Genomic DNA, 25,777 nt, shown 5'->3' with positions numbered 1-25,777 from the left:
CAACATTGCTTCTTCATTTTAGGCTCAGCACCGTAAAAAAGCGAGGCTAAGAAGCCTCAAATACAAGCACATACACTAATAAAATATTAAACATCTCATTAACTTGTTACTATAAATAGCTCAATTAAAATTAGATAAAATTATGTTTTGTAGATCAGGCTGCGGCGCATGCTGCATAGCACCATCAATCAGCTCTCCCATTCCTGGCATGCCACATGGAAAACCAGCTGGAGTCATTTGTGTTCAGCTTTTACCCGATTTAACTTGTGCTATATTTGGAGATCCAGAAAGACCTAAAGTCTGCAAAGATTTCACACCAGAACGATACGTGTGTGGTAATAGTAAAGAAGAAGCCATAACAATATTAAACGATCTAGAAAACTATACACGCTTACCAAAAACAGTTTAGTACAAGGAAAAATTTATGACATTCGCAGTCAAACGATTAGCATTAATTGGCGTATGTTTACTTTTAGGTGCTTGTTCAACCTCAAATACAAGCAAACAATTTACAGTTGAACCGCCTAGCGAACAGCAAATAGAAACCAGTGTAAAACAACAAGTATCACTCACTCTAAATGCTTTTACTCCTGTTGCAGGTCAAGCACTACCAAACAACAGTGTTCTTGATGCTTACCAATACCGAGGTTATGAACCTGTCTGGATCGAAAACAAAAGAATAAACACTTCCATCTACAAACTTGTTGATATTCTTGAGCAATCCTATTCCCACGGCCTCAATCCAATTCACTATCATACTGACATCATTAAAGAGTATTTAGATTTAAAAGAGCCGACTTCACAACAACTTGCAGAGATGGATGTCATCACCACAATCGCACTCACGAGCTATGCTCACGACCTCAGCAATGGTCGATACGAGCCTCAGTTAATCGATCCAAATTGGCAACTTGATGCTCCAAGTAACATTTGGAAAGATTTACTGTATCTAGAATCTGCAAGCGACATGGTGAACTATCTTCCGCTTTTGGCGCCACGCCATCCTCATTACCAAATACTTCAAAAGTGGCTTGTGTATTACCAAGATATTGCCGCAAAAGAAAAAGACATCCGCATTGACCCAGGATCCCTTTTATCTATCGGTGAAGAAGGCCCACGAGTTGCCCAACTACGAGCTCGACTTGTGCAGTTAGGAGACATTCGATTCTCTACTCGAAAGGTGAATGAAGAAAAATTTGATATACGACTCAAAGAAGCGCTAATACGCTTCCAACGCCGTCACCATATCACTGCCGATGGATCAGCAGGTTCAGAAACAGTCGAAATGCTCAACATCCCACTGGAAACCCGAGCAAAACAAATAGCATACAATATTGAAAGATGGCGCTGGCTCCCAAGCGAGCTTGAGCCGAATCGTGTTTGGGTAGACTTAACAAACTACACGCTTGATATGCACTTAAACGGCGAATTAACATCAATGAAAACCGTCATAGGTAAGCCCTCAAGAAAAACCCCTGTATTTAAAGGACTAATGACGTACATGGTAACCAATCCGACTTGGCGCGTACCGCATAGAATAGCCAGAGAAAACTTGTTGCCAAAACTGCAAAAAGACCCTAACTATCTTTCTAAACAAGGTTATAAAGTCTACTCAAGCTGGAGTATTGGAGCGAAAGAACTTGACCCAACAAAAATCGATTGGAACAGCATAGAAGAAAGCAAACTCAGCTATCGATTTGAACAAGAACCAGATGAAGGAAATGCACTGGGCCAATATAAATTTATGTTCCCAAATAAAAACGCCATTTATTTACACGACACTCCGGCAAAACACCTTTTTCGTGAAACAGACAGAGCGTTTAGTTCAGGTTGCGTGAGATTAGAAAAGCCAGATGAGTTTGCAAGGGAAATAACCAAAGGCAGTAAGAGCTTCAATGAAATGACGAAAACACTGAAAACCGCAAGCAATAGCGTGATCTCATTACCAACTTACATTCCAGTATACTTGGTTTACTTTACCGTAGTTCCGAACGCTAATGGCATGCCTGAATTCCGCCATGACATATATGAGCGAGACCCGCTAATGGAAGAAGCAATGGGTTACAGTTTCTTTCATGCGAATGAATCTATTTAGGATTTAGACAAATAGCGAAAACCATAAAACGCCTTATAAAAATATATTTATAAGGCGTTTTTTCTGACCTTACACTAATTGTAAAAGCGATCACTTAACCATAATGCAAACAGTTACTTCCTCACGATCATGATAAAGATGCTTCACCTGGTATTGGTAACCTACACCAGATTTTTTTAATAAATCTTCAATTAATTGCAAACACAAAGAAACTTCTTGAAAGCGTTTTTTCATTGGCAATTTTAAGTTAAAAATAGCACGTCGCGTCCAGCCATTTGCCAACCATTTCGCCATTAATTCAGCCACCTTTATTGGACGTTCCACCATATCGCAAACCAACCAATCAACCGTATAAGGTGGTTCAAATTTAAATCCATCCGCCTTTTCATGCTGCACCAACCCAGTCGACATCAATTCTTTCTGCATCGGGCCATTATCAATCGCAAAAACATGAATGCCTTTTTTAACAAACTGATAAGTCCAGCCACCAGGTGCAGCCCCCAAATCAACTGCCGTCATGCCTTCAGTCAAATCTGCTTCACGTGTTTTTTCTGGAACAAACTGTAAAAAGGCTTCTTCCAGTTTAAGAGTCGAACGACTCGGACCTGCAGCAGGAAAGCGTAATCGGCGAATCCCCAAAGGAAACTCACTTCGGCAAGCAGCATAAGAGACACCTAAATAAGCTTCTTCACCACTCAATAAAAAAACGTGATGCCTGACACCCACAGCTTTATTACGTAACACACCAGACTTTTTCCAACCCTCTTTCAAAGGTTTATCGAGTTTCTTAATTAAACCCGATAAGGCTTTCGCCTCATTAGTATCCGCCGTTTCGATCCATACTTCTTCAGCAAGAGGTAATTCACGAGCGGCTTCAAGTAACAACTCAACTCGCCCACCTTGCTCCAACTCAATCACATCATTCACTGCAATGATCTGGCGAGCAAAAATCAAGCGATTAAACTGCAACTGCTGGATCAAGGATTCACCCGCATCCGCTTGATCGAGGTGAAATACTACATAGCCAGAATCAGGAACCACTTTGGCATAACCATAGAAACCTTTATTACTGGCCACATCTGACAGTTCTGCCGCACAGTCTTTTTCAAAGCCTTGACGACAATAAACCAAAACATTTTTCATTCGCTTTCCTTCTCAGATAGATGTTTCCTACCGAGTTCTATAAATTATTTTTTAGAGGGCCATTTTAATAAAGACTCATCAAATTGAGTGTTTACAAAATCAGTAAAGTCGCTTGAAAAGCCGTCTCCCGATTCTGGCAAACAAGTGTAACGCCTTACCTCGCCATTCCACTCGAACCATAAGGCGTAAGCATGCAAATAACCTCGATCAGACTCATCACCACCATATCGTGAATCCCCTAAAATTGGAGAGCCAATACTTTTTAATGCCACACGAATTTGATGCGTTTTCCCAGTAAGTGGACGTACTAGGAAAACTCTGTTTCCTTGAAACGCCGATGAAAAAAACTGTGTAACAGCAAAATTCTTTGCTTCTTGAGTAAGCTTCCACTGCCCTCGCCGACTCGGTTGCATTCCACCAGAAACAGTTCCTTGCTTCTTTTTAGGTTTACGTTTTGATATCGCTAAATAACGCTTTTCAATGTCATGCTTCTCAAACTTTTCACCAAAAGTCGCAGCGGCCTCTTTATTACAGGCAACAATCAACAAGCCAGATGTCATCTTATCAAGGCGATGGACAGGATAAAAAGTGACGTCAGGGTGCATATTAGCCAAAGACTGCATCATCCCAACCTCATCAGACTCAGCATGAAAACTCATACCAGCTGGCTTATTAACCATCCAATAATCATCGCAACGAAATATTATTTGAACCAAACGATCTCCATTACGAATAAATATAGGAAAAATAGAGTAGCCAACAAGCTTATCCACAGAGATAGTGGACAACTCATATGTCAACAACGAAATAACTTTTTATAACGATGACGATCTGCTTTGAAGATAAGTCCGGTTTCGCCCGTTACGTTTTGCACTATACAAACCTTTATCGGCCTGCGCTAAAATTTCTTCGTAGCGAGACACTTCAGATGTAATTGCTGCCAGCCCTGCACTGATAGTCACAGGAATCACAATACCTTGCTCGGTTTCTATGCGCATTTCCTCCACGCTTTCACGCAGATGTTCTATCACTACCTCTGCTTGCTTGAGGTCAATATCGCGCATAATCACAATAAACTCTTCGCCGCCATAACGCCCGATCTCATCTTGAGGACGTATTACAGAGCGCATTTTTTCTGCAATCTGCGCCAAAACCAAATCGCCTACATCATGGCCATATGTGTCATTTATTTTTTTGAAATGGTCAATATCTATGATTGCAAAAACGCAAGACAGTCTATTGATAACAGAGTCTGCAAAAATATTAACTGCATCCGCCAGTACTTTGCGTCGATTAGACAACCCTGTTAACTCGTCTTTTTCGGCCAATGTACGCAAATAACCATTAACCGACTTCAAGCGGCTCATTACTAAGTTGATAACAACTGCAAAATAGAAGCACATAAAGGAGAAAACAAACATGATCATTAGATTTTCACGACCAGGAGATAAATGAACTTTATCCACATTCACAAATTCACAGATCATAAAGAATACGATAGAAGCTGTGACCATTAAGTATTTTATGAGCCGCTGATCTGATCGAAAAACAACAAAGCTATAGGCAATAATATTGACAAAAAGCCAATGAAATAAACTATCAGGGCCAAAATAAAAGGAACTAAGAATGAATATATGAACACCAGATATAATCGGCATCCACAGCTGTGCTCGCTCGAAAAGACCTCTATAAATACAGCGCCATCCCAACAAACCTAGAAAAAAGCAAACAGTAGAAACAACAACCAAGGACGTAATATGATAAAAGGCAGATGAAAACACCATAAAGAAACAACAAAAACAAAATGCCAAATACGAAAAATTGACGACATGTTTCTGGTTGAGGTCATTATCAAATTCATCAGAGAAACCAAAATTAAGAAGTTTCTCGAGTATTTTTTTTATTGGAGAAAACACAGCATTCCCAAGTGTATAGTCAGTTTTCTACCACAAACCTTTTAAATGTCTCAAAAGGGTGAAGCAGATTTAATGGGCGTATTCTACAGAATAGCGATTGTCTTTCCTATCAATTAAGGCAACCAAAGCGGCCTGGGCAACTCAACAAAAAAGCAAGATTACACTTTGGAATTTCCTTTATGATACTCACTTTCTTTATTTACCATCTCCTCATAATCATTGGCATGGTTATTGATTAGAGCAACCACATTAGAGAAAAGAAAACCAAAAATTAACTAATCGGTCAAATATAATACAACTCCCGAACTTTTTTGCACCAAAAATGAATTGGCAGCACCAATACAGTGCAAAACTCTCTTTATTGAGTTCATTTTAGACTGACCAATGTTTTAACTTAAAGTAAAATAAGAAAATTTTTATATGACACTTAATTCTAAAAATAAGGTGCCAAGACATTGAAAAAGCATAATCTGATATCGCGCCTTGAACTCACGAATATCACCAAGCAATACCCTGGTTGCCTTGCAAATGACAACATCAATCTCACCTTAATACCTGGTGAGATACATGCACTGCTAGGAGAAAATGGTGCGGGTAAAAGTACATTGGTTAAAACCATCTATGGCGTTGTCGCACCAGATAAAGGCGACATTATTTGGGATGGAAAAGAGGTAAGCATAAAGTCCCCTTCTATTGCTCGAGACTTAGGCATCGGCATGGTGTTTCAACACTTTTCATTATTTGAAACAATGACGGTCTGCCAGAATATCGAATTATGCCTTAGTAAAACACAGCTGAGTAAGATTGGTAATCTTACTCAAAGAATCACAGAGCTTTCTGAAGAGTACGGCTTAAACGTTGATCCAAACAGATACGTGCATTCACTTTCCATTGGCGAAAGACAGCGTGTTGAAATCATGCGATGCCTTGTTCAATCGGTGAAACTATTAATTCTAGACGAACCTACTTCTGTTCTAACGCCACAAGAAGTAGCAGGACTTTTTAACGTCCTACGCACCTTATCAAAAGAAGGCTGTAGTATTTTATTTATCAGTCACAAGCTTCATGAAGTCACTGAAATCTGCCATAAAGCCACTATTCTTCGAGGCGGTAAAGTCGTTGATACTTGTGTCCCCAGCGAAGAAACACCAGCCACTATTGCAAAAATGATGGTTGGCGACCTTGCAGAACAAGACGCTGGCTATTCCAAAAAAGAGGGCTCAGTAGAAGTCTTTAAGACTTCTAACCTCTCATTACCAGCAAAACACCCTTTTGGTACCACACTGAAGAATATCAACTTCGACTTAAAAGCAGGTGAAATCTTAGGTATCGCAGGCGTCGCGGGCAACGGCCAAGACGAACTAATGGCCATTATAAGTGGTGAAGATGACCGTAATGTAAAAGATGGGTTATCTATAAACGGAATGAACATTGGTCATTTACATGCTGGAGAAAGACGTAAACTTGGTATCGCAAATGTTCCAGAAGAACGCCTAGGGCGCGGCGCTGTACCTGACATGAGCTTGACGGAAAACACCCTTCTCACTCATAGCGATGGTTTTCTCAAAAACGGCTTAGTGCAATGGCAGAGCATCAAAGAATACACAACAGAGCTTATCAGCAAATACAAAGTGAAATGCCACGGTGAGTTTTCAGAAGCAAAAAGCCTAAGTGGCGGTAACTTGCAGAAATTCATCATGGGACGTGAAATAGGACAAGCACCAAAAGTGCTTATCTGCGCTCACCCAACTTGGGGCGTTGATGTTGGTGCCGCTTTAGCAATCCATCAGGCTTTATTGGAACTTCGTGATAAGGGCGCGGCTATCTTATTAATCTCAGAAGATATAGACGAGTTGTTTTTGCTAGCCGATCGTATGGCCGCAGTATGTGATGGTTATTTATCACCTTTAGTCAAAACGGAAGAAACTAACATAGACCAAATCGGTCAATGGATGGCTGGCACCTTCATTAACAACGCCAATCAAGCTCAAGAGGTCAGCGCATGATCCGTATTCAAGCCCGTACTGAGCCAAGTACACTAATGAAAGTAGCATCTCCGCTACTTGCTATTGTATTAACTTTAATTTTTGGCAGCATTCTATTTACCGCAATAGGCAAAGACCCATATCAGGCATTACATGTTCTTTTGATTGCACCTTTGGCCGACAGTTATAACATTGGAGAAATGTTTGTAAAAATGGGTCCACTATTACTTTGTGCGGTGGGCTTATCCTTATGTTACCGAGCTAATATGTGGAATATCGGCGCAGAAGGTCAATTGTTGGCTGGGGCGCTAGGCGGATCTGCCATAGCGCTTTATTTTATAGACTCAGAATCTGTATTTGCGCTTCCACTGACACTTATTGCAGGCATTCTTTCAGGAATGCTGTGGGCTGCACTCCCTACGTTTTTAAAGTTACGCTATAACTCAAACCTTATTCTCACCACCATCATGTTTAATTACATTGCCCTTTATCTCCTTATATGGGCTGTTCATGGCCCTTTACGGGACCCAGATGGTTACGGTTTTCCTGAATCAGCCATTTTCTCTGATACAACCTTGCTACCGACTATTTTTGAAAGTAGCCGCATTCACTTAGGCGTCTTATTCGCAGTATTGGCAGGTGTCGTGGGATGGTTTATTTTGAGCAAAACCCATCTTGGTTTTCAAATTCGGGTATTTGGTGCAGACGAACCTGCAGCAAGGTACGCAGGCTTTAGTGGTAAGAAGCTTAGCTGGTTCGTTATGTTATTCGCTGGCGCACTTGCCGGTTTAGCCGGTGTCAGTGAAACAACTGGGCCAATAGGACAACTCGTTCCTAATGTGTCTCCAGGTTATGGTTACTCTGCGATCATCGTGGCTTATTTGGGCCGCTTACATCCAATCGGAGCAATACTTGCAGCTATTTTCATGGCTGTACTTTATATGGGTGGCGATTTAGCTCAAATCGAAATGGGTATTCCTGTTGCTGTGGTAAGCATGTTCCAAGGCGTATTGTTATTTTTCTTATTGGCGTGTGATTTTTTCATTAACAATCGCCTTATTTCCACTAATCAAGCGACAAACTAGGAGAACACTTTGGACGCGGATCTAATGGTACAAATTTTGTTTGCCGCTATAAAAACCGGTACACCATTACTTTTCATCGCTTTGGGTGAAGTGATTTGTGAAAAGTCAGGAATACTAAACCTAGGTCAAGAAGGTATGATGCTAATGGGCGCCGTAGTAGGTTTTTTGGTTTCTTATAGCACTGGCAATATTGGTCTAGGCGTCATTTCTGCCATGGCAATGGGTGTCCTTATGAGCCTCATTTTTGCAGTATTGGTTCTTCATATTGGAGCCAACCAAGTGGCAACTGGCCTTGCTTTAACTATTTTTGGCACAGGTTTAAGTGCATTTATCGGTGCCGACTTTGTTGGACAAATCATCCAAGGATTTCAACCCGTCGCTATCCCTGTTTTATCTGATATTCCTTATATTGGGCGCATCTTATTTAGCCACGATATTTTGGTATATTTTTCATTTTGCATGACTGTCACGCTAATCTACATCGTTAACAAGACACGCATTGGGTTAACGCTTAAAGCGGTCGGTGAAAACCCTCATGCAGCCAATGCAATCGGTATTAAAGTTCTTAGAGTTCGTTATTTGGCCGTTATGTTCGGCGGCTCAATGGCAGGCATCTCAGGAGCTTATATGTCACTTGTTTATACACCGATGTGGGTTGAGGGAATGACAGCTGGGCGTGGCTGGATTGCCTTAGCATTGGTGGTGTTTGCTTCATGGCGTGTGGGTCGTATCATGCTAGGTGCTTACCTATTCGGCTTAGCCAGCATCATGCATTTGGTTTTGCAGGGCTTTGGTTGGTCTATCTCTCCAAACTTATTAGCCATGTTGCCGTATGTTGCCACTGTCATAGTTATGGTGATTATCAGTGCAGATCATTTTAAAGAAAAATTGCTTGCACCTAGATCCTTGGGTAAACCTTTTAACCCAAGAAATATGGCGTAAATAAATTAAATATCCATTAATAATCAAAAAATGCCTTCGGGCACAAATAGGAGCTAAAAATGAAACTTAAGAGTTTACTAGTTGGTCTAGGGCTTTTAGCGGGAGCAAACGCTGCCCTAGCTGAAGACCCATTAAAAGTTGGATTTGTTTATGTTGGTCCTGTAGGCGATCTTGGTTGGAGCTACGAGCACGATTTAGGTCGTCTTGGCTTAGAAGAACATTTCGGTGATAAAGTCGAAACAACCTTCGTTGAAAACGTGCCTGAAGGTGCGGATGCTGAACGTGTCATCACACAATTGGCGAAAGCAGGTAATGATCTTATCTTCACTACCTCTTTTGGTTTCATGAACCCAACAATTAAAGTGGCTAAACGTTTTCCAAATGTAACGTTTGAGCATGCTACTGGCTACAAAATGTCTAAGAACGTAGGGACTTATGTACTGCGTACTTATGAAGGACGTTATGTATCAGGCGTCACTGCAGGCATGATGACTGAAACCAACACCATTGGTTACATTGCATCTTTCCCTATTCCTGAAGTTATCCGTGATATCAACACAACTTACATGGCCGCGAAAAGCGTTAACCCAGATGTGAAAATCAAAATTGTTTGGGTAAACACTTGGTATGATCCAGGTAAAGAAACAGATGCAGCGAATGCGCTAATGGATCAAGGCGTTGACGTTTTAATTCAGCATACCGACAGCCCGGCACCACTTATCGCAGCAGAAAAACGTGGTATGCGCGCTATCGGCCAAGCATCTGATATGAGTAAATTTGCTCCTGAAGCACACATGTTCTCTGTTCGTGATCACTGGGCTCCTTACTACATCAATATCGCTGACGCTGTTATGAAAGGCACTTGGGAGCCAAAAGATTACTGGGGTGGTTTTAAAGAAGACATCTTAACAATTGAATCTATCAACCCAAATCTTCCTGAAGATGTGAAGAAGAAAATCAATGAAACTTATGCGGCTATTAAATCTGGTGAACTAAAACCATTTACTGGCCCAATCAAAGACAACAAAGGCAACCTTGTTGTTGAAGCAGGACATACACTAACAGATGTTGAACTTGCTCAAGTTAATTGGTATGTAGAAGGTATTACAGACGAGATTCCTCGCTAATTACCTTTGGGTAACCGGTAAAGTTTACTGGTTACCCTTACTTATCTTCAATGAGTACCTCTACAATACGCCTCAACAATCAATCTATTTTATTTCGTTCATCGCTCTACAAAATACAACATTAGAACCAAAGAAATTAAAGGTAATCACATGAGTACAACAGACACGCTGTTTCAGCTCGCAGAAAAAATGCCTAAAACAGAACTCCACCTGCATATTGAAGGCACATTTGAGCCAGAACAGATGTTTGCTATCGCTCAACGTAACCAAGTCACTCTAAAATACAAAACAATCAATGAATTAAAAACAGCCTATCAATTCACCCAGCTGCAAGACTTTTTAGACCTGTATTACCAAGGTATGTCTGTCCTACTTCATGAAGTCGACTTTTATGACCTCACCATGGCATATCTAACAAAAATGCATAAAGAAAATGTGGTTCATGTGGAAATATTCTTTGATCCACAAGGACACCTTTCTCGTGATGTTCCATTTGAAGTACAGATCACAGGCATTTATAACGCTCTACAAGACGCTAAAAAGCAATGGGGAATGACATCCAAACTGATTATGTCTTTCCTACGTCATTTAAGTGAAGAAAGTGCATTTGAAACATTAGAATTAGCCAAACCTTATCTTGGGTGGATAGATGGCATTGGGTTAGACAGCTCAGAAGTGGGTCATCCACCAGCTAAATTTGCCAATGTGTTCCAAGCTTGCCGTGATTTAGGTTTAAAAATTACCGCTCATGCTGGCGAAGAAGGCCCACCAGAATACGTTTGGCAAGCTCTTGATATTATCCAAGTAGATAGAATCGACCATGGAAACCGAGCTTTAGAAGATAAAGCCTTAATTACAGAAATCAAAAAGCGTAGGTTAACTCTCACTGTATGCCCACTATCTAATCTGAAGCTTTGTGTAGTTAACGATATGGCAGAGCATCCAATCAAAAAAATGCTAGCACTGGGTTTAAATGCCACGGTCAACTCGGACGATCCAGCCTATTTTGGCGGCTACATGAACGACAATTATCGTGCTCTCATTCAAAAAACAGATATTACTAAAGCTGAATTATTGCAATTAGCTAAAAATGGAATCACCTGTAGCTGGATGAGCGAATCCGAGAAAAAGGCACACTTACAAGACTTAGAAAAGCTATTTCATTAAACAGCCTTTCTAAATAATAAAGCACGTAATAAAAAAGAAGTGTGACTAAAACAGCCATTCTTTTTCTCTTCCTCTGCTTTTCAGTATGCTAGAATCCCTTTCTTTTTTACCTCTGAGCAAACATCACCATGACGGCACAAATTACATTTGACGACGCTTTTTACCGCTTACCAAGCAGTGAGCGTTACACCCAAGTTGTTACCTTGATCAAAAAAGGCCAACCTGTTTGGACTCTGGTGGATGCAGAGGGCTGTCTCATCATTGATCTAGGCAGCGACAAAGTTTTACCTATTTGGCCAACAGAAGCACTAGCGACAGATTGGGGAAAAAAGGAGTATGAAGGTTTTAATGGTTTAGAAATTAGCGCTGCAGATTGGTCTGAAAAATGGCTCCTAGGCATGCAAAATGACGGTTATTCTATTGGAGTTGCACCTAATCTTGCGGGCGAATGCATTGTTTCTTCTGCTGAAGAACACGCTCTAGACATAAAGGCTTAAAACTTATATTTCAATGGACTCTTTAACTCTAAACACACTAACAGAACAGTTTTTTCTCAATTTAAATCCGTCACCACAAGGTGTTCAGAGACTTTTTCATGGTCGGGGAAAATGTTTTTCCGGCTTAGAGCAAATTACAGTGGATTGGTTAGAAGGCCACATACTGGTCTCTCTTTTCAAAGAACCAACCACAGAAGAGCTAGAGCGATTAACCTGTACTTTGCTTGATTGGACAATAAGAGCGGAATGGCAAACAAGCAAAGCTCAGTCTCTTTTATTACAACATAGAAGCCGTGAAAAAAGCCCGACTGAATGCTTGTGGGGTGATTATCAAGAGCACCAAGTTGTTAATGAAGATGGCTTACTCTTCCAGCTAGACTTAGGAAAAAACCAAAACTCAGGCCTTTTCCTAGATATGCGCTATGGCCGCCGGTGGGTAAAAGAAAACAGCCAAGACAAACGCGTACTGAACCTATTTGCTTACACTTGTGGCTTCTCAGTTGCTGCTATTGAAGGCGGAGCCGATTTTGTCGTCAATTTAGACATGGCGAAAGCGGTACTTAATCGAGGAAGAGAGAATCACAGACTAAATCGGCATGACCTTAATCAAGTAAAATTTTTCGCTCACGATATTTTCAAGTCTTGGGGGAAAATCAAAAAGTACGGTGAGTACGATCTTATTATTATAGATCCACCAACTTTCCAACGAGGTAGTTTCGCCCTAACAAAAGATTACCAGAAAATCCTTCGACGCCTTCCAGAACTCCTTACCGAAAACGGTAAAGTACTGGCTTGTATAAATGACCCAACTCTACCTTCACAATTCCTCATTGACGGAATGGAGACAGAAGCACCGTCTTTAGAATATCAATTTCGGCTCGAGAACCCACCTGAATTTAAAGATATAAATATAGAAAGTGGCTTAAAAGCATTGGTCTTTCACAAAAATATATTTAAAAATAAACCATAAAATTCAAAAAAACACACTCCACTCCTCCGACAATAACATGGAAATAAATAATAAAATCATATCTTTAGATTAGAAAAGCTCCCCTTTTATACTTTTCTAATTTTTTCTGCGGAATTATTGTTTTATTAATATTGTATGATATATTGAACCCGTCCCTTATTTGTTCACAATTGGTGCAACATTAAAACTCATACATAAAAATCAGTAACAATAAAAACAACAGAGGTACCCTAAATGAAAGCTATTAAACTTACTTCAATCTTCGCGCTAACATCTTTAGCTGCTGCAATCTCCACTACTTCTATCGCTGCTGAGCCAGTTTTTTCAGGTACAGTAAGTACCGAATATGTAATTAATGACGGATCTGCTGATGAGCTCAGCTATTTTGGGTCTTATGAAGACAATAGTGAGATAGAATTCAACATTGACACTGATATCATTCACTTTGAAGTTGAGCTTGGTAATGATGAAGATATAGAAATTGAAGAGTCTTATATCACTTTAGGCGCTTTAACTATCGGTGATGTTGATGGTTCGATTGCTGACAATGCATTCGATGTAGGGGCTCAACTAGTTGAAGCCGATTTTGAAAATATAGACGGCCTAGATGCAACAGATTGGGCGGTTATATATAAAGTCTCTAAAAAACTAAACATCGCATTAGAGTTTGAAGAAGATTATGATGGCGTAGGTTTTGCAGTTGCCTATAAAGATAAGTTTGGAGATCTTGGTGTAGAGATTGCTGGTGGTAAATATTCTGGTAACAATGATAGTGATAGTGACCCTGAAAAAGAGCATGAAATCTTCACCTTTGGCTTAACATATCAAGCAGGCCCAGCTAAGTTATTTCTAGCTTATCTTACAGGCTCAGAATTGGTGAGTGGGTCAACTGTTGATAAAACCTATTTAACTTTGGGCACAACAATAAAAGCAGGTGATTTCATAATTGGTTTAAACCACAACCAAGACCTTGATAATGAAGCCACAAACGAAACATTAAGCAATGTTGAAGCTTATGTTGAATATGCTCTACCATATGAAGGTGTATCTGTTTATGCTACAGCTCTTTCAGGAAACTTGGATAAAGATAGCACAGCTGAAAGTGACTTTTCTCTAGTTGGTATTAAAGCAGAGTTCTAGATTTAAGTCGTCACTGAATCATATTATCGTAATTTTAGCTTTAAGTTCTCCCCCTTTTCTTAAAGTAAAAAGTTATATATATTTTGGGTGTCGATATATGAGGCCAATCTACTTACCACAGATTGGCCTTTCTGCATTTTAGCCTCCTCCCTCTCTTCTATACTGTATTCTCAAAACACTAACTTGAAGCCTAAATAAACTAAACAGAGAACCTCTCTTTTAATCACCAAGTGACTTTGAGTATAAAACAACCTATAATAAGAATGATTTTCATTTGAAAGTGGTAGTTAATATGCTCAGTTCTAAGATTTTAATCATTGAGGATGATGTTTTCTTAGGTCAAAAAGTATCTCAACTTTTAGAGTCTAAAGGATTTAGAACACAAGTATGTCATGATGGAGAGCAAGGTTTGCTCGCTGCTCTAAAATCATCTTTTGATCTTATTTTATTAGACATCATGCTTCCGAACATGAATGGCTTCAACACCCTGAGCCTATTACGTAAAGAGCGCCAAACACCTGTCATGATGATTTCCGCACTTGGGGCGGAAGAAGATAGAATTAAAGGATTGAGCATTGGCGCGGATGATTATCTTCCAAAGCCTTTTAATTTCACTGAAATGGCATTGCGCGTCGACGCTCTTTTACGTCGCTCCTTGCAAAATAAAGAGCCCAAAAATCCCCTAAACCTCGAAGATGATCTTCTCGTTTTATCACGTTTAGAACAAGAAGTGCATTACGACCACCAAGCCATTCACTTCTCTTCCATTCAATTTCGCATCCTTTGGCTGCTATTAGAGAACCAAGGCAATACGCTCAGCAAAGCCTTTTTATCACAAATGGCATTGGGCAAGCCTTTCAACCAATACGACAGAAGCCTTGATATGCACGTGAGTCGGATTAGAAAAAATCTCGTGTCCGCTGGCATGCCAAGTGAGCATCTGATTACAGTTCATGGTAAAGGGTATTGTTACCGATGAAAAACCGTTTGTTATGGAAGCTCTTCTCAATTATTGCCGTCGGCACCGTGATCTTTTTCTGGTTGATTGATTTGGTCGCCAGTCATACTGAAGAAAGCATGAGTTATATTGACCAAAGCTATCGTGCTGAATTAAGAGCCTATGCCAAAGACGCCGAACACATTCTTTATGAAGAAGGTGAAGACGCTTTATCCTTGTGGGTGAAAGAAATTGAGGAAAAAGAAAACACCTGGATCGCCATTTCTCGCCCCGTGATTAACAACCTTGCCGACACGCAACTTTCCGATGCTTACCTCAGTACCTTTACGCTAGGTCGTGATTTAGAGTGGAAAATCCATTTGTATTTCTCTGAAAACCCAACAATGGATATTCCATTTGACGATGGCGTCACACGCTTTCTTATTCAACTCCCACAACGCATGAGGCCGGGTAAAAATTTATTCATAATCGACTTATTATTGCAGATTGCTCTGCCCTTTCTCATTCTCTGTTTGATTACTTTTATCCTTTATCGATACGTCATGAAACCCTTAAAGAGACTAGAAAAAGCGACTCGGCGCTTTAGTGAAGGCGATTTTAATGTACGTGCCAGTGAAGCGCTAACGCAACGCAACGATGAACTCACCCGACTGTCTTCAACCTTCGACAACATGGCGGATCGCATCAGTACCTTGATCATAGATCAGCGCCAACTCTTGGCGGACTTGTCCCATGAACTCAGAACGCCATTAACACGGCTCAACATTGCAGTGGATTGTGTCGAGCAAGATTTAGACTCTCAAAATGCATTAGAACGGTTACGATATGAATCTTCCAACATGCAAGGTTTGATCGACGATGCGTTAACGCTGGCTTGGTTTAATACAGAATCCCCTCAGTTAATCTTGGAAAAAGTAGACATTACGTCGTTATTGCAGATTATCGTCGACGATGCTCAATACGAATTTTCCCAGCACGCCGTGGTTTTAAAACAGCCTGATCAAACGCTTTTCATCAACAGCGCTCACCAAGCTTTAACCGCAGCAATTGAAAACATCATACGCAACGGCTTATTTCATACACCAAAGGGGAAAACCTTAACGGTTGAGCTCAAACCAGAAAGTCAACACTTGCTTATCGAAATAAAAGACCAAGGCTGTGGTGTACCTGAAGAATACTTAGAAGAGATCTTCAAACCCTTTTTCCGCATCAAACAAGGACATCAAAAAAACCAAACCGACGAGCGCAGCGTCAGCTCACAAAAAAGCGGTTATGGTTTAGGGTTGGCCTTAGCCAAACGCCAAATCCTCGCCCTTGGTGGTAGTATTCATGCTAAAAACATAGATAAGGAAACTGAGACAGGTTTGATGGTTTCTATTAAATTGCCCTACAACGCTTCGTAACAAAACACTCATGAATGACTTTTGCATCAGCAAATGTAACAAATGTAAAAGTCATTCACATTCTTTACGTAAAAAAGATAATAGCCGCTATAAATTGTAAACAATTCTCATTAATAGAGGTTTTTATGCGTTCTCATCGTTTATTCTCCAAATCCGTCTTGGCCATCGCCATCTCACAAGCTGCACTTTCAGGCTTTGCCATTGCAGAAGAAAGTACAACGCTTAACGAGCTAAAAATCGAAGGTCGTGCCATCACAGAACTAGACCAAGAAATTACATCTGAAGACATTGATAATAGCCAGGCAACTGATTTAGAAGATTTATTTCTTGGTAAAAGTGAAGTAACAGCAGGTGGAGCAATAAAACTAGGTCAAAAAGTATATGTTCGTAACATAGGCGAAGATGCTTTAAACATCACTATTGATGGCGCAGAACAAGCCGCCGGTATATTTCACCATACAGGCCGCGTAACCATTGAACCGGAATTACTAAAACGCGTAGAGATTGAAGCTGGCGCAGCAAACGCCACCTCTGGCCCTGGCGCGCTCGGGGGTTCTATACGCTTTGTGACTAAAGAAGCCAGTGATCTATTGGATGACGACCAAAACATTGGCGCTTTGTTGAAGTCGACTTACAGCAGTAACGGTGAAGGACTTAAAAACAGTGCTACGGTTTATGGTCGTACAGAGTCAGGTAAATCTGAAGGTATGATTCATCTATCTGACTCTAGCCATGAAGACTATGTTGATGGCAATGGTGATGAGCTTACTGGTACAGAATTAGATGAATTCCTTGGCTTCGCAAAATTCAAAACTCAACTAACCGATGAGCAGTCAATTAGCGTTAGTTATGAAAATGCCGAAGATTCAGGCAATATCATTTATAAATCAGACCAAGGCTCAACAGACACTACATATTTCACTATTGTAGAGCGTAAAACAACCACTCTTAACTATGATTTTGTTGATGCCGACAATGACCTTATCGACTTATCTGTCACAATTTACAACACGGTAAACGACCTATTTCATGACTTCGAATCATATGGTTCGTATACCGGCTATGCGGAAACATCCGGTTTAACGCTTGAAAACATAAGTGCTGCAGATAATCATGAATTAACCTACGGTGTAAATTATCGTGAAGATGAAAGCTTCTTCACAAATGGAAGTGATGATGTTTCAGAAACAAGTACAGTAGCAGGTCTATATCTTCAAGATAATATTGACTTAACTGACCAGCTAATGCTTTCTGCAGGCATACGCTACGACCACTATGAATTGATTGACAACAACGATGACCAAGTTTCAGATGGTGGTTTCTCACCGAGTATTGGTGCTACTTACAAGCTTAATAATGAACTAGAATTCACAGCCAACTACGCCGTCGCTATACGTGGCCCAGAAGTTCGTGATGCTTATAAAGTAGCAAACGGGATTACCAATTCTGAAGATTTAAAAGCAGAAACGGCTAATAATATTGAATTTGGTGTGAATTACCAAAAAAATCAATTATCTGTTGGTGCAGGTGTTTATAAGTCTGTCATTAAAGATGCTATCGGCACTGAAGACTCAGCGGGTAATGAAGTATCTTGGGGAAACATATACGACAACTTTGAAGAGAATATTGAAACAACAGGTTTTTACCTAGACGTTACTTACCAACTAGAGCAACTTACTGCCGGATTACACTACCATAGTGCTGATACATTATATGGCGATATGATTGTGACTCGTTACACTCATGGCTCAACAGCAACTTCGATTGGCGACACATTAGCTTTAAGCCTAGATTATCAAGTTAATAGCGTATTTAAAGCGGGTTGGTCTGCTGAATTTGTGAAAGGTATAGATAACATAGAGCAATCAATTGACTCGACATATGGCCTTTATGAACTAGAAATTGATAAGCCAGGTTACGCTGTTCACAACATCTATGCACAATGGTTACCTTTAGGTGATGATCAATTAACAGTGTCTTTAACAATCAACAACCTATTTGATAAGCAATACTTAAGCCATGCGGCTTTAGAAGATTATACAGATGCACATTCTGAATTCTCAGCTATTGTTGGCCAAGCAGCTGCTGGCCGTGACATCCGCTTAAGCGCTGCTTATAAATTCTAATCAGAACGGATTCCCCCCCTTTTTACGCCAGTTTCTATTTTTATAGGAACTGGCGCTTTTGTTATAAAAAAGGAAACTTTTCATGAACATTCTACCTTCTTTAAAAAGTATCAAAACCGCCCTCTTTTTCGTGCTTATGTGTTCGCTCAGTTCGGTTGGTCAAGCGACACAAAAAACGATAACGGTGACTGACTTAGCTGGTCGTTCAGTGACTTTTTCAAAACAACCTGAACGCATTATTTTAGGCGACAGTCGTTACTTACACGCCTTGTCTATCTTGAACCAAGACGACCCAATCAAACCCGTTGCGGCCATGCTATCCAAACTCCAATGGGTGGACTATGGCAGTTACATTGCTTATCAAAAACGCTTCCCGAGCATTGCGGATATTCCTGTCATTGGCCGTTCTTCTGCGGACAGCTTTAGCATTGAAAGTGCCATTGCATTAAACGCGGATTTAGCCATTTTCAGTCTTGATGGACACGGCCCAAATGCGCGCCATTCCAACATCATAAAAGCGCTGGAAAAAGCAGGCATAAAAATAGTGTTTGTCGATTTTCGCAAAGAACCTCTGAAAAACACCCAAAAAAGCTTACTGTTATTGGGCAAAATATTAGGCAAGGAAAAGCCAGCCAAAGACTTCATCAGGTTCTACCAAAGCCAATTGAGCAAGGTGACAGACAAAATCGCCACCTTGTCACAGGATGAGAAAAAACGTGTCTTCATCCATAGTCGAGTGGGCGTAGCAAATGGTTGCTGTGAAACCATGGTACGTGGCATGATGGCGGACTTCATTAATGCCGCTGGCGGCAACAACATTGCTCTGCCTTTGATTCCCGGCGCGGCGGGCATGGTGAACCATGAATACCTTCTCACACAACAACCCGATGTTTACATCGCCACCGCGGTTGGCTCAAAAGGCATGCCAAAAGAAAGCCCAGACGATGAACTCCCTTACGTCATGTTAGGCGCAGGCGTACCGGACGATTTCGCGCAAGCTTCTCTGCAACAAGCCTTTGAACGTTATAAATTAACTTCACTCGACGCGTATCAGAACCAGCAGGCTTACGCCCTTTGGCATGGCTTTTACAACTCACCACTTAATCTATTAGCCGTGCAAGTTGTTGCAAAATGGCTGTACCCAGAAGAATTTAAAGAACTGAACCCTAACGCGACGATCAACGAGTTCTTCCAGCGTTTCCAAGCCATTCCTTTAACCGGTGTTTACTGGACTCAGCTTGCTAAGGGTACGAATGAGTAAGTTATCCAAAAATAATGGATCATTAGCCAACCAATATCGTCAATATATGAGCACTCGCCTCATTTTATTGACGCTATTAACCGTAGCGATCACATTATCACTGCTGTACGATCTCTCCGAAGGGCCTTCTTCTCTGTCTTATGGCGACTTGATTAAAGGTCTTTGGTCGCCAGAATCTTTACCTATCGCGCAGCAAGTGATCATTTGGGATATTCGCCTTCCTTACGCGCTCATGGCCGTTTTGGTTGGCGCATCTCTTGGACTGGCTGGCGCTGAAATGCAAACCGCATTGAACAACCCACTTGCCAGCCCGTTTACTCTCGGCGTTGGCTCAGCGGCGACATTTGGTGCTTCTTTGGCGATCGTTTTTGATTTCAGTTCAATCGGAATCAGCCAAACCTATTTATTGCCGATCTTTGCTTTTTTCTTCGCGTGCCTCACGTCTCTTATTATTCTTGGCGTGGCTAATAGCCTAGGTGGCAGTATTCAAAGTGTTTTACTCTTTGGTATTGCCTTGATGTTTGGCTTAAACGCCATGGTTGGCGTGATTCAATTCGTCGCCGATGAAGGGCAACTGCAACAAATTGTCTTTTGGACAATGGGCAGCCTTGCACGCGCCGATTTGGAAAAAGCCATCATAGTCGCCGTGGTCTTTGCCTTGTGCTTGATTATTAGCTTACGTCATTCTTGGTCAATGACCTTACTACGCAGCGGCGAAGAACAAGCACAAAGCATGGGCATTAATGTCAAAAAACTCAGAGTTACCACATTGGTTCGCGTGAGTTTGGTCACCGCTGTCGCGTTAGCCTTTGTTGGGGAAATTGGCTTTATTGGACTGGTCGCACCGCATATTGCTCGTATGGTCATTGGTGAAAGCCATCGCTTTTTCCTTCTTGGCAGCACCTTATGCGGCGCTTTGTTGCTCTCGCTGGCGTCCATTGTCAGTAAAGGCGTGATTCCCGGTTTAGTCTTGCCTATCGGCATGGTCACGTCACTTGTCGGCATTCCCTTTTTCATTGCGCTTATTTACCAACACCAAAAGCGAAATCCATCATGAGTTTACTCCTTCAAAATATTCGCATCGCTTATGGCAAAAAAGAGATTCTGTCAGGCGTTACTATAGACCCAATAAAGCCCGGCAGTTTAGTGGCATTATTGGGGCAAAATGGCGCGGGGAAATCGACTTTTGTAAAAGGCTTAGCTGGCTTAAAGTCTTACCAAGGAACCGCTTCTTTAGACGATGTTGAGCTAGCAAATATGGACCAACACCAACGCCTAAAAAACATTGGTTATGTACCGCAAACTCTTCCTCAAGGCAGCAGTTTACTGGCTTACGAAGTGGTCAAAAGTGCCGCCGCGAGCCTCACCGATAAAACGTCCCAAGATGACAGAATCGAAGACGTATTCCAGCGTTTAAAAATCGCTCATCTGGCGCTTTTGCCAATGCACAAATTATCTGGCGGACAAAGGCAAATGATCAGTCTGGCCCAAGCCATTGTGCGTAAACCAAAACTGTACTTGCTCGACGAACCCACCAGCGCATTGGATCTGAACTGGCAAATGCAGGTGTTAAAAGCCATTCGAGAAGAAGTCGATCAACAAGGCTCAACGGCCCTATTGATCAGCCATGACATCAACTTGGCACTGCGCTATTGCGATCAAGTGGTCTTGCTCAATCAGGGAAAAGTACTGGCGAATGGCACAGCGTTGGATTGCCTAACCCCAGAGAATTTGGCCCAAGCTTATAAAGTAGACGCGAGAATAGAACGCTGTTCAAAAGGACATCCTATCATTCTGGTGGATAATGCTATCTAAAGAGTAAATGCTTGATAACTCCATTCATGGTTCGCCATCAAGCATTTAATTATAGGCGGTTACTTAAACACAATCGTCTTGTTTCCGTACATAAAGACTCTGTGTTCAAGATGCATTTTAACGGCGGTTGCCAAAGCGACCGTTTCAGTGTCTCGCCCCACAGCAACCAAACGTTCTGGTGAGTAGGTGTGATCTACAGGCTGAACAGATTGTTCGATGATTGGCCCTTCATCAAGGTCAGAAGTCACATAATGAGCTGTTGCACCGATCAGCTTCACACCTCTCAGGTGTGCTTGGTGGTAAGGTTTAGCGCCCTTAAAACCTGGCAAGAAAGAATGGTGAATATTGATCGCTCGACCATGTAATTTTTTACAAAGAGAATCCGACAAAATTTGCATGTAACGGGCCAACACAACCAAGTCTGTACCTGTTTCTGTGATGATATCCAATAATGCTTCTTCTTGTTCCGACTTATTTTCTTTCGTCACTGGCAAGTGTACAAATCGGATACCCTCCCGCTCTGCCATCGGACGCAAGTCTTTGTGGTTTGATACCACTGCCGTCACTTCCATTGGCAACTCGCCTTTACGATGACGATAAAGAAGGTCATCCAAACAATGGTCAAATTTACTCACCATTAGCAAGACTCTAACAGGCTCACTTTTATCTAAAATATCCCATTTCATGTTGAAGTGAGATACCTTTTCATCAAACCCTGCACGAATGGATTCAATCGTGTTTTCATCATTTTCAATTCGACATACAGCACGCATAAAAAACAACTGATTCTCTTCATCGTCAAATTGATGCATCTCTGAAATATAGCAATCGTTCTGAGCAAGGTAAGACGTTACTGCAGCGACAATACCGCTTGTCGCATCACAAGACGCCTTTAAAACGAATTCTGTCGGCATGGCCGTGAACACTCCCAATAATAAATAAGTTCATCGAATAAAAATTTGGTCGTGATTTTATACTTTTAGCGCAAGATAAAAAACGGTGTATTCCATAATAGTTGAACAGCCAGTTAACTTTTTAGGGAAATGAAAAATATTCGGGATAGAAAGGCTTAATTTTTGAGTAGAACGTTAGATTTAATCTCTCCATTAAATCTAACGTCTTATTTGAAAGGATTAGAAAAAGCTACCCTCTCATGTGTCACTTTACTTAGGCAGTTCCTGACATCGCAATGTCTACAGCACTTTTCCCCATTGTCTGAGCTCCCACATATTTAGGATCAAACGCAGGACGTGTGAAGATGTCTCGCACCATTGGCTCAAAGTATTCCAAAGGTTTTGTTGGGTAATCTGGGTCAAAAGAAGATTGATCCCAGCGTTCACAAAAATCCACACAAGACTGATACCAAGGATGACCTTTTAGGTAGTCTCTTTCATTAGGATCACCACCTAAATGATGAGCATAATAAAAATTCTGAAAAAGACCGTGTTGGTTAATCATCCAAGTAACCTGTGGGCGAACATATGGACGTAAAATTGAAGCGGCATATTGGGAATGATTATATGGCGCTAAATCATCTCCCAAATCATGAATTAACGCAGCGACAATCATCTCCTTATCAGCACCATCAGCTTCTGCACGAGTGGCAGACTGTAGAGAATGCTCGAGGCGACTCACCTGATAACCAGACAAGGTGTTCTCCAAGTTTTTTAATGCTTGTAAGATACGGTCAGGTAAGCCTTTCGCATAGGCTTCTTCATGTTCTGTTAAAAACTCATACTCTTCTTTCGTGCCATCTTTCATTTGACGAAACTGAACGACTTGCATAGTTATCTTCCCTCTTTAATCTGTTATTCTTTTTTGGCGTTTAATCGCTTTGTAACGACCTTTAGGAGCATCTAAATCAATATAAGCACCTTGTAAATGACGCAACCCCTCACTTGCATCAAATCCTGTACGCCCATGTAACACTCGCGTGTTATGAAACATTTGTAACTGACCTGGTTCTAATTTAAATCGCCACTCATAATCTGGTGAGCTCAGCAACTGCCCCAAGCGTTTACGAGCACGATGGAAAATTACTAATTGATCATTGGGAAGCAATGGTAAGTAGTCTAATCGTGGACTATAAGCAATGCCGGTTACTCGACCAGTATTGTCCGATTCGATCATAGTTCGTCGCTCAATTAACTCGACATCATTATCAACATGACGATAACGAACTGGAATTTCACTCAATAACTTATAACCTTCTGGATTTTCTGCCTTTAGTTGATTAAGCACTGACAAGCTATCAACTAAGGTAGACAAGCCACCAGATGTTTCATTAGCGATACAATGTAAAAGTTGAATGCCAGGCATAGGATCACGATAAGGGTTATCTGTATGAGGACCTAACGGTACAGAGCGATAGGCCAAATCATTCGAATTAGGACGTGTATACACTTCAAAATATTTACCAAAATTTGTCTCTCTGACTTGACCAAATTGACTCGCCACATCCAATACCGCATCTGGTTTATTTGGCACATTCGTCACTATCAAAACCCCTTTTGTTAAAAAGGTTTCTAGTGCTTTTAACATGCCCTTATCTGAAGATAAGCCATTATAATCGACATAAAAATCTTGCTTGTCAGTATCGCTCATCCAAGGTGTTGGTGTTGGCGCACCATCGTATGGATCAAAATCAGCGAAGAACTCCGTAAAATCGTAATAACCACTATAGCCATCACTAAAAGTTAATTGGTATTGCATGTCATTTTGTTTCTCTACTGTTAAAAGTGATATTTCATCTTCTAACTGATGCGGATCAAACAACCTCTGCTGAGTAACTTGGTCAAGATGAATGTCATCTTGGCAACGCTCTCTCAGCCATAATGCTGGCAATTCAAAGATTTCTTCATCGATATAAGCCAGTATCGATGCTTCAGCTTCATTGACAGAAAATCTAACCTGCGACATCTCTTTCTCTCCTCCTGATTGACAGCGATAGTATCAAGCAATTAGTCTGCAGGAGACAGAGGCAAAAACTTATAACTAAGATGCAGTTTTCTAATGATGAATGAACAAGATTTACCGACTTTAAACAGCCTATTTGCTTTCGAAGCAACAGTGCGAAATCAATCAATGACAGTAGCTGCAAAAGAATTAGATATTACACAGCCTCTTGTTTCTCAGAGAATAAGAGCATTAGAAGATACTGTAGGTGGCGTATTAATAAATCGATCAAAGAAACCATTAACCGCCACCGAAGCAGGATCAAAATATTACTATGAAATACAAGCAGCTCTTACTTCAATCTTAAATGCTACAACCAACACAAAAGCGAACTTGCGAACCAACAACACAAAAATATCCATCAGTGCTTATTTTGGCTTTGCTTTTCATTGGTTAATGCCAAGATTGCAACGTTTACAGGAAGCCTTTCCTGACTACCAATTTGAAATACAACCAACCAACAACTTAGCCGAACTGAACTCCTCTAACGCGGATATTTTATTCCACTTTGCCAATCGCATTGGAAAGTATCAATTTGAAGAACTCTTATTTGCAGAAGAAGTGTTTCCTGTTTGTTCGCCCAGCTTTGCCGAAAAAATGGAATTGAAAGCAGGCGATTTTTTGATCGACCTACGTAAGCTGTCTTTATTACACAAAGACAAAGAAGATCCAAGATGGCTTAACTGGAAAAGCTGGTCGGAAACTCTTGGAATACAACCCTCAAAATACCCTGTCATGTTTTGCTATAACAACTACCCGCTTGTCGTTGAAGCCGCTATTAATGGGCAAGGCATATGTTTAGGCTGGGAAGGACTCATTAATCCGTTTATCGAAGAAGGCAAACTTATAGAACTTGGGCCACGATTAAAATCGACCACAAGAGGGTATCAAATCTGCTCAAACTACCACTCCACTTTCGCCATCGGCAGCGTCATCAAATGGTTTATTAGCGAAACACGAGAGAGCTAACCATTTGAATAACAAAGCTTTTTTGACTGAATACTTAATTGGAACTTCTTGAAATGATCGAGAGAAAACTTATTTAAATTTAAAAGAGAGTCAACGACTGTTGCCTATTAGGAGTGGATTTCTTTAAATGGTTGCGGGAGCCGGATTCGAACCAACGACCTTCGGGTTATGAGCCCGACGAGCTACCAGACTGCTCCATCCCGCGACTAATTTATCTTCTAAG

Annotated in this window: 23 protein-coding genes and 1 tRNA gene; 17 read left to right on the top strand and 7 right to left on the bottom strand. The window is 41.0% G+C overall.

The genetic code is table 11. From position 1 onward, the window contains the following. Window positions 1–142: 142 nt before the first annotated feature. Window positions 143–409, top strand: coding sequence for a YkgJ family cysteine cluster protein (locus ABFY09_RS04425; RefSeq protein ID WP_347983089.1), 267 nt, complete (start codon window positions 143–145; stop codon window positions 407–409). Between the two features lie 15 nt (window positions 410–424). After that, on the top strand, window positions 425–2,095 hold the full coding sequence (locus tag ABFY09_RS04420) for a L,D-transpeptidase family protein (RefSeq protein ID WP_347983088.1): 1,671 nt from the start codon (window positions 425–427) through the stop codon (window positions 2,093–2,095). A gap of 90 nt (window positions 2,096–2,185) precedes the next feature. Here the strand turns inward: ABFY09_RS04420 and rlmM are convergent, their stop codons facing one another. Genes rlmM through ABFY09_RS04405 form a run of 3 tightly spaced genes read right to left on the bottom strand, consistent with a single transcriptional unit; the run spans window position 2,186 to window position 5,022 of the window. Beyond that, the gene (gene rlmM / locus ABFY09_RS04415; protein WP_347983087.1) at window positions 2,186–3,238 is read right to left on the bottom strand and encodes a 23S rRNA (cytidine(2498)-2'-O)-methyltransferase RlmM; all 1,053 of its coding nucleotides are present in this window, start codon (window positions 3,236–3,238) and stop codon (window positions 2,186–2,188) included. Between the two features lie 44 nt (window positions 3,239–3,282). Continuing rightward, window positions 3,283–4,041, bottom strand: coding sequence for a TIGR01621 family pseudouridine synthase (locus ABFY09_RS04410; RefSeq protein WP_347983086.1), 759 nt, complete (start codon window positions 4,039–4,041; stop codon window positions 3,283–3,285). A gap of 12 nt (window positions 4,042–4,053) precedes the next feature. After that, window positions 4,054–5,022, bottom strand: coding sequence for a GGDEF domain-containing protein (locus tag ABFY09_RS04405; RefSeq protein WP_347983085.1), 969 nt, complete (start codon window positions 5,020–5,022; stop codon window positions 4,054–4,056). Window positions 5,023–5,609: 587 nt separating this feature from the next. Between ABFY09_RS04405 and ABFY09_RS04400 the strand changes: the two genes are divergently transcribed. From ABFY09_RS04400 to ABFY09_RS04335, 14 genes are all read left to right on the top strand, one after another. After that, window positions 5,610–7,160, top strand: coding sequence for an ABC transporter ATP-binding protein (locus tag ABFY09_RS04400; protein WP_347983084.1), 1,551 nt, complete (start codon window positions 5,610–5,612; stop codon window positions 7,158–7,160). Continuing rightward, a complete protein-coding gene (locus ABFY09_RS04395; protein WP_347983083.1) occupies window positions 7,157–8,224 on the top strand; it encodes an ABC transporter permease in 1,068 nt (355 codons plus the stop codon). The genes ABFY09_RS04400 and ABFY09_RS04395 overlap by 4 nt, the downstream gene beginning before the upstream one ends. A 9-nt stretch (window positions 8,225–8,233) precedes the next feature. After that, window positions 8,234–9,166 carry an ABC transporter permease gene (locus ABFY09_RS04390; protein ID WP_347983082.1) on the top strand — a complete coding sequence of 311 codons (933 nt, stop codon included), beginning with the start codon at window positions 8,234–8,236 and terminating at the stop codon, window positions 9,164–9,166. A 59-nt stretch (window positions 9,167–9,225) separates the two neighbouring features. Then, window positions 9,226–10,293, top strand: a complete 1,068-nt coding sequence (locus ABFY09_RS04385; RefSeq protein ID WP_347983081.1) for a BMP family ABC transporter substrate-binding protein — start codon at window positions 9,226–9,228, stop codon at window positions 10,291–10,293. A gap of 150 nt (window positions 10,294–10,443) precedes the next feature. Then, window positions 10,444–11,460: an adenosine deaminase gene (locus ABFY09_RS04380; protein ID WP_347983080.1), complete on the top strand. Its 1,017-nt coding sequence runs from the start codon at window positions 10,444–10,446 to the stop codon at window positions 11,458–11,460. 128 nt (window positions 11,461–11,588) lie between these two features. Beyond that, on the top strand, window positions 11,589–11,957 hold the full coding sequence (locus tag ABFY09_RS04375; protein ID WP_347983079.1) for a DUF2750 domain-containing protein: 369 nt from the start codon (window positions 11,589–11,591) through the stop codon (window positions 11,955–11,957). Between the two features lie 13 nt (window positions 11,958–11,970). Beyond that, window positions 11,971–12,927, top strand: a complete 957-nt coding sequence (locus ABFY09_RS04370) for a class I SAM-dependent methyltransferase (protein WP_347983078.1) — start codon at window positions 11,971–11,973, stop codon at window positions 12,925–12,927. Between the two features lie 234 nt (window positions 12,928–13,161). Further along, window positions 13,162–14,067, top strand: coding sequence for a hypothetical protein (locus ABFY09_RS04365; protein ID WP_347983077.1), 906 nt, complete (start codon window positions 13,162–13,164; stop codon window positions 14,065–14,067). A 292-nt stretch (window positions 14,068–14,359) separates the two neighbouring features. Beyond that, the gene (locus tag ABFY09_RS04360; protein WP_347983076.1) at window positions 14,360–15,046 is read left to right on the top strand and encodes a response regulator transcription factor; all 687 of its coding nucleotides are present in this window, start codon (window positions 14,360–14,362) and stop codon (window positions 15,044–15,046) included. Next, entirely contained in the window at window positions 15,043–16,428 is a 1,386-nt protein-coding gene (locus ABFY09_RS04355; protein WP_347983075.1) for a histidine kinase sensor domain-containing protein, read from the top strand. Before ABFY09_RS04360 ends, ABFY09_RS04355 begins: the two co-directional genes overlap by 4 nt. 125 nt (window positions 16,429–16,553) lie before the next feature. After that, complete coding sequence (locus ABFY09_RS04350; RefSeq protein ID WP_347983074.1) at window positions 16,554–18,554, top strand: TonB-dependent receptor; 2,001 nt, start codon at window positions 16,554–16,556, stop codon at window positions 18,552–18,554. Between the two features lie 82 nt (window positions 18,555–18,636). Continuing rightward, entirely contained in the window at window positions 18,637–19,815 is a 1,179-nt protein-coding gene (locus ABFY09_RS04345) for an ABC transporter substrate-binding protein (RefSeq protein WP_347983073.1), read from the top strand. Next, window positions 19,808–20,872 carry an iron ABC transporter permease gene (locus ABFY09_RS04340; RefSeq protein ID WP_347983072.1) on the top strand — a complete coding sequence of 355 codons (1,065 nt, stop codon included), beginning with the start codon at window positions 19,808–19,810 and terminating at the stop codon, window positions 20,870–20,872. The genes ABFY09_RS04345 and ABFY09_RS04340 overlap by 8 nt, the downstream gene beginning before the upstream one ends. Next, entirely contained in the window at window positions 20,869–21,630 is a 762-nt protein-coding gene (locus ABFY09_RS04335; protein ID WP_347983071.1) for an ABC transporter ATP-binding protein, read from the top strand. Before ABFY09_RS04340 ends, ABFY09_RS04335 begins: the two co-directional genes overlap by 4 nt. Before the next feature lie 59 nt (window positions 21,631–21,689). On the opposite strand, the gene purU is transcribed toward ABFY09_RS04335, so the two are convergent. From purU to ABFY09_RS04320, 3 genes are all read right to left on the bottom strand, one after another. Beyond that, window positions 21,690–22,544 carry a formyltetrahydrofolate deformylase gene (gene purU / locus ABFY09_RS04330; protein WP_347983070.1) on the bottom strand — a complete coding sequence of 285 codons (855 nt, stop codon included), beginning with the start codon at window positions 22,542–22,544 and terminating at the stop codon, window positions 21,690–21,692. A gap of 253 nt (window positions 22,545–22,797) precedes the next feature. Next, window positions 22,798–23,415 carry an HD domain-containing protein gene (locus ABFY09_RS04325; protein WP_347983069.1) on the bottom strand — a complete coding sequence of 206 codons (618 nt, stop codon included), beginning with the start codon at window positions 23,413–23,415 and terminating at the stop codon, window positions 22,798–22,800. A 15-nt stretch (window positions 23,416–23,430) separates the two neighbouring features. Continuing rightward, a complete protein-coding gene (locus ABFY09_RS04320) occupies window positions 23,431–24,549 on the bottom strand; it encodes a TauD/TfdA family dioxygenase (RefSeq protein ID WP_347983068.1) in 1,119 nt (372 codons plus the stop codon). A 93-nt stretch (window positions 24,550–24,642) separates the two neighbouring features. Here ABFY09_RS04320 and ABFY09_RS04315 point away from each other — a divergent pair, with 93 nt between their 5' ends. Next, on the top strand, window positions 24,643–25,554 hold the full coding sequence (locus ABFY09_RS04315) for a LysR substrate-binding domain-containing protein (protein WP_347983067.1): 912 nt from the start codon (window positions 24,643–24,645) through the stop codon (window positions 25,552–25,554). 128 nt (window positions 25,555–25,682) lie between these two features. Here ABFY09_RS04315 and ABFY09_RS04310 read toward each other — a convergent pair. Next, window positions 25,683–25,759: transfer RNA gene (locus tag ABFY09_RS04310), tRNA-Met, on the bottom strand. Window positions 25,760–25,777 lie beyond the last annotated feature (18 nt).

Origin of the sequence: Marinomonas sp. 5E14-1, assembly GCF_039939215.1 — a bacterium.
In the GTDB taxonomy this organism is placed as follows: Bacteria; Pseudomonadota; Gammaproteobacteria; order Pseudomonadales; family Marinomonadaceae; genus Marinomonas.
The sequence above is the reverse complement of the archived record's forward strand: the minus strand, read 5'-3'. Positions and strand labels throughout refer to the sequence as shown.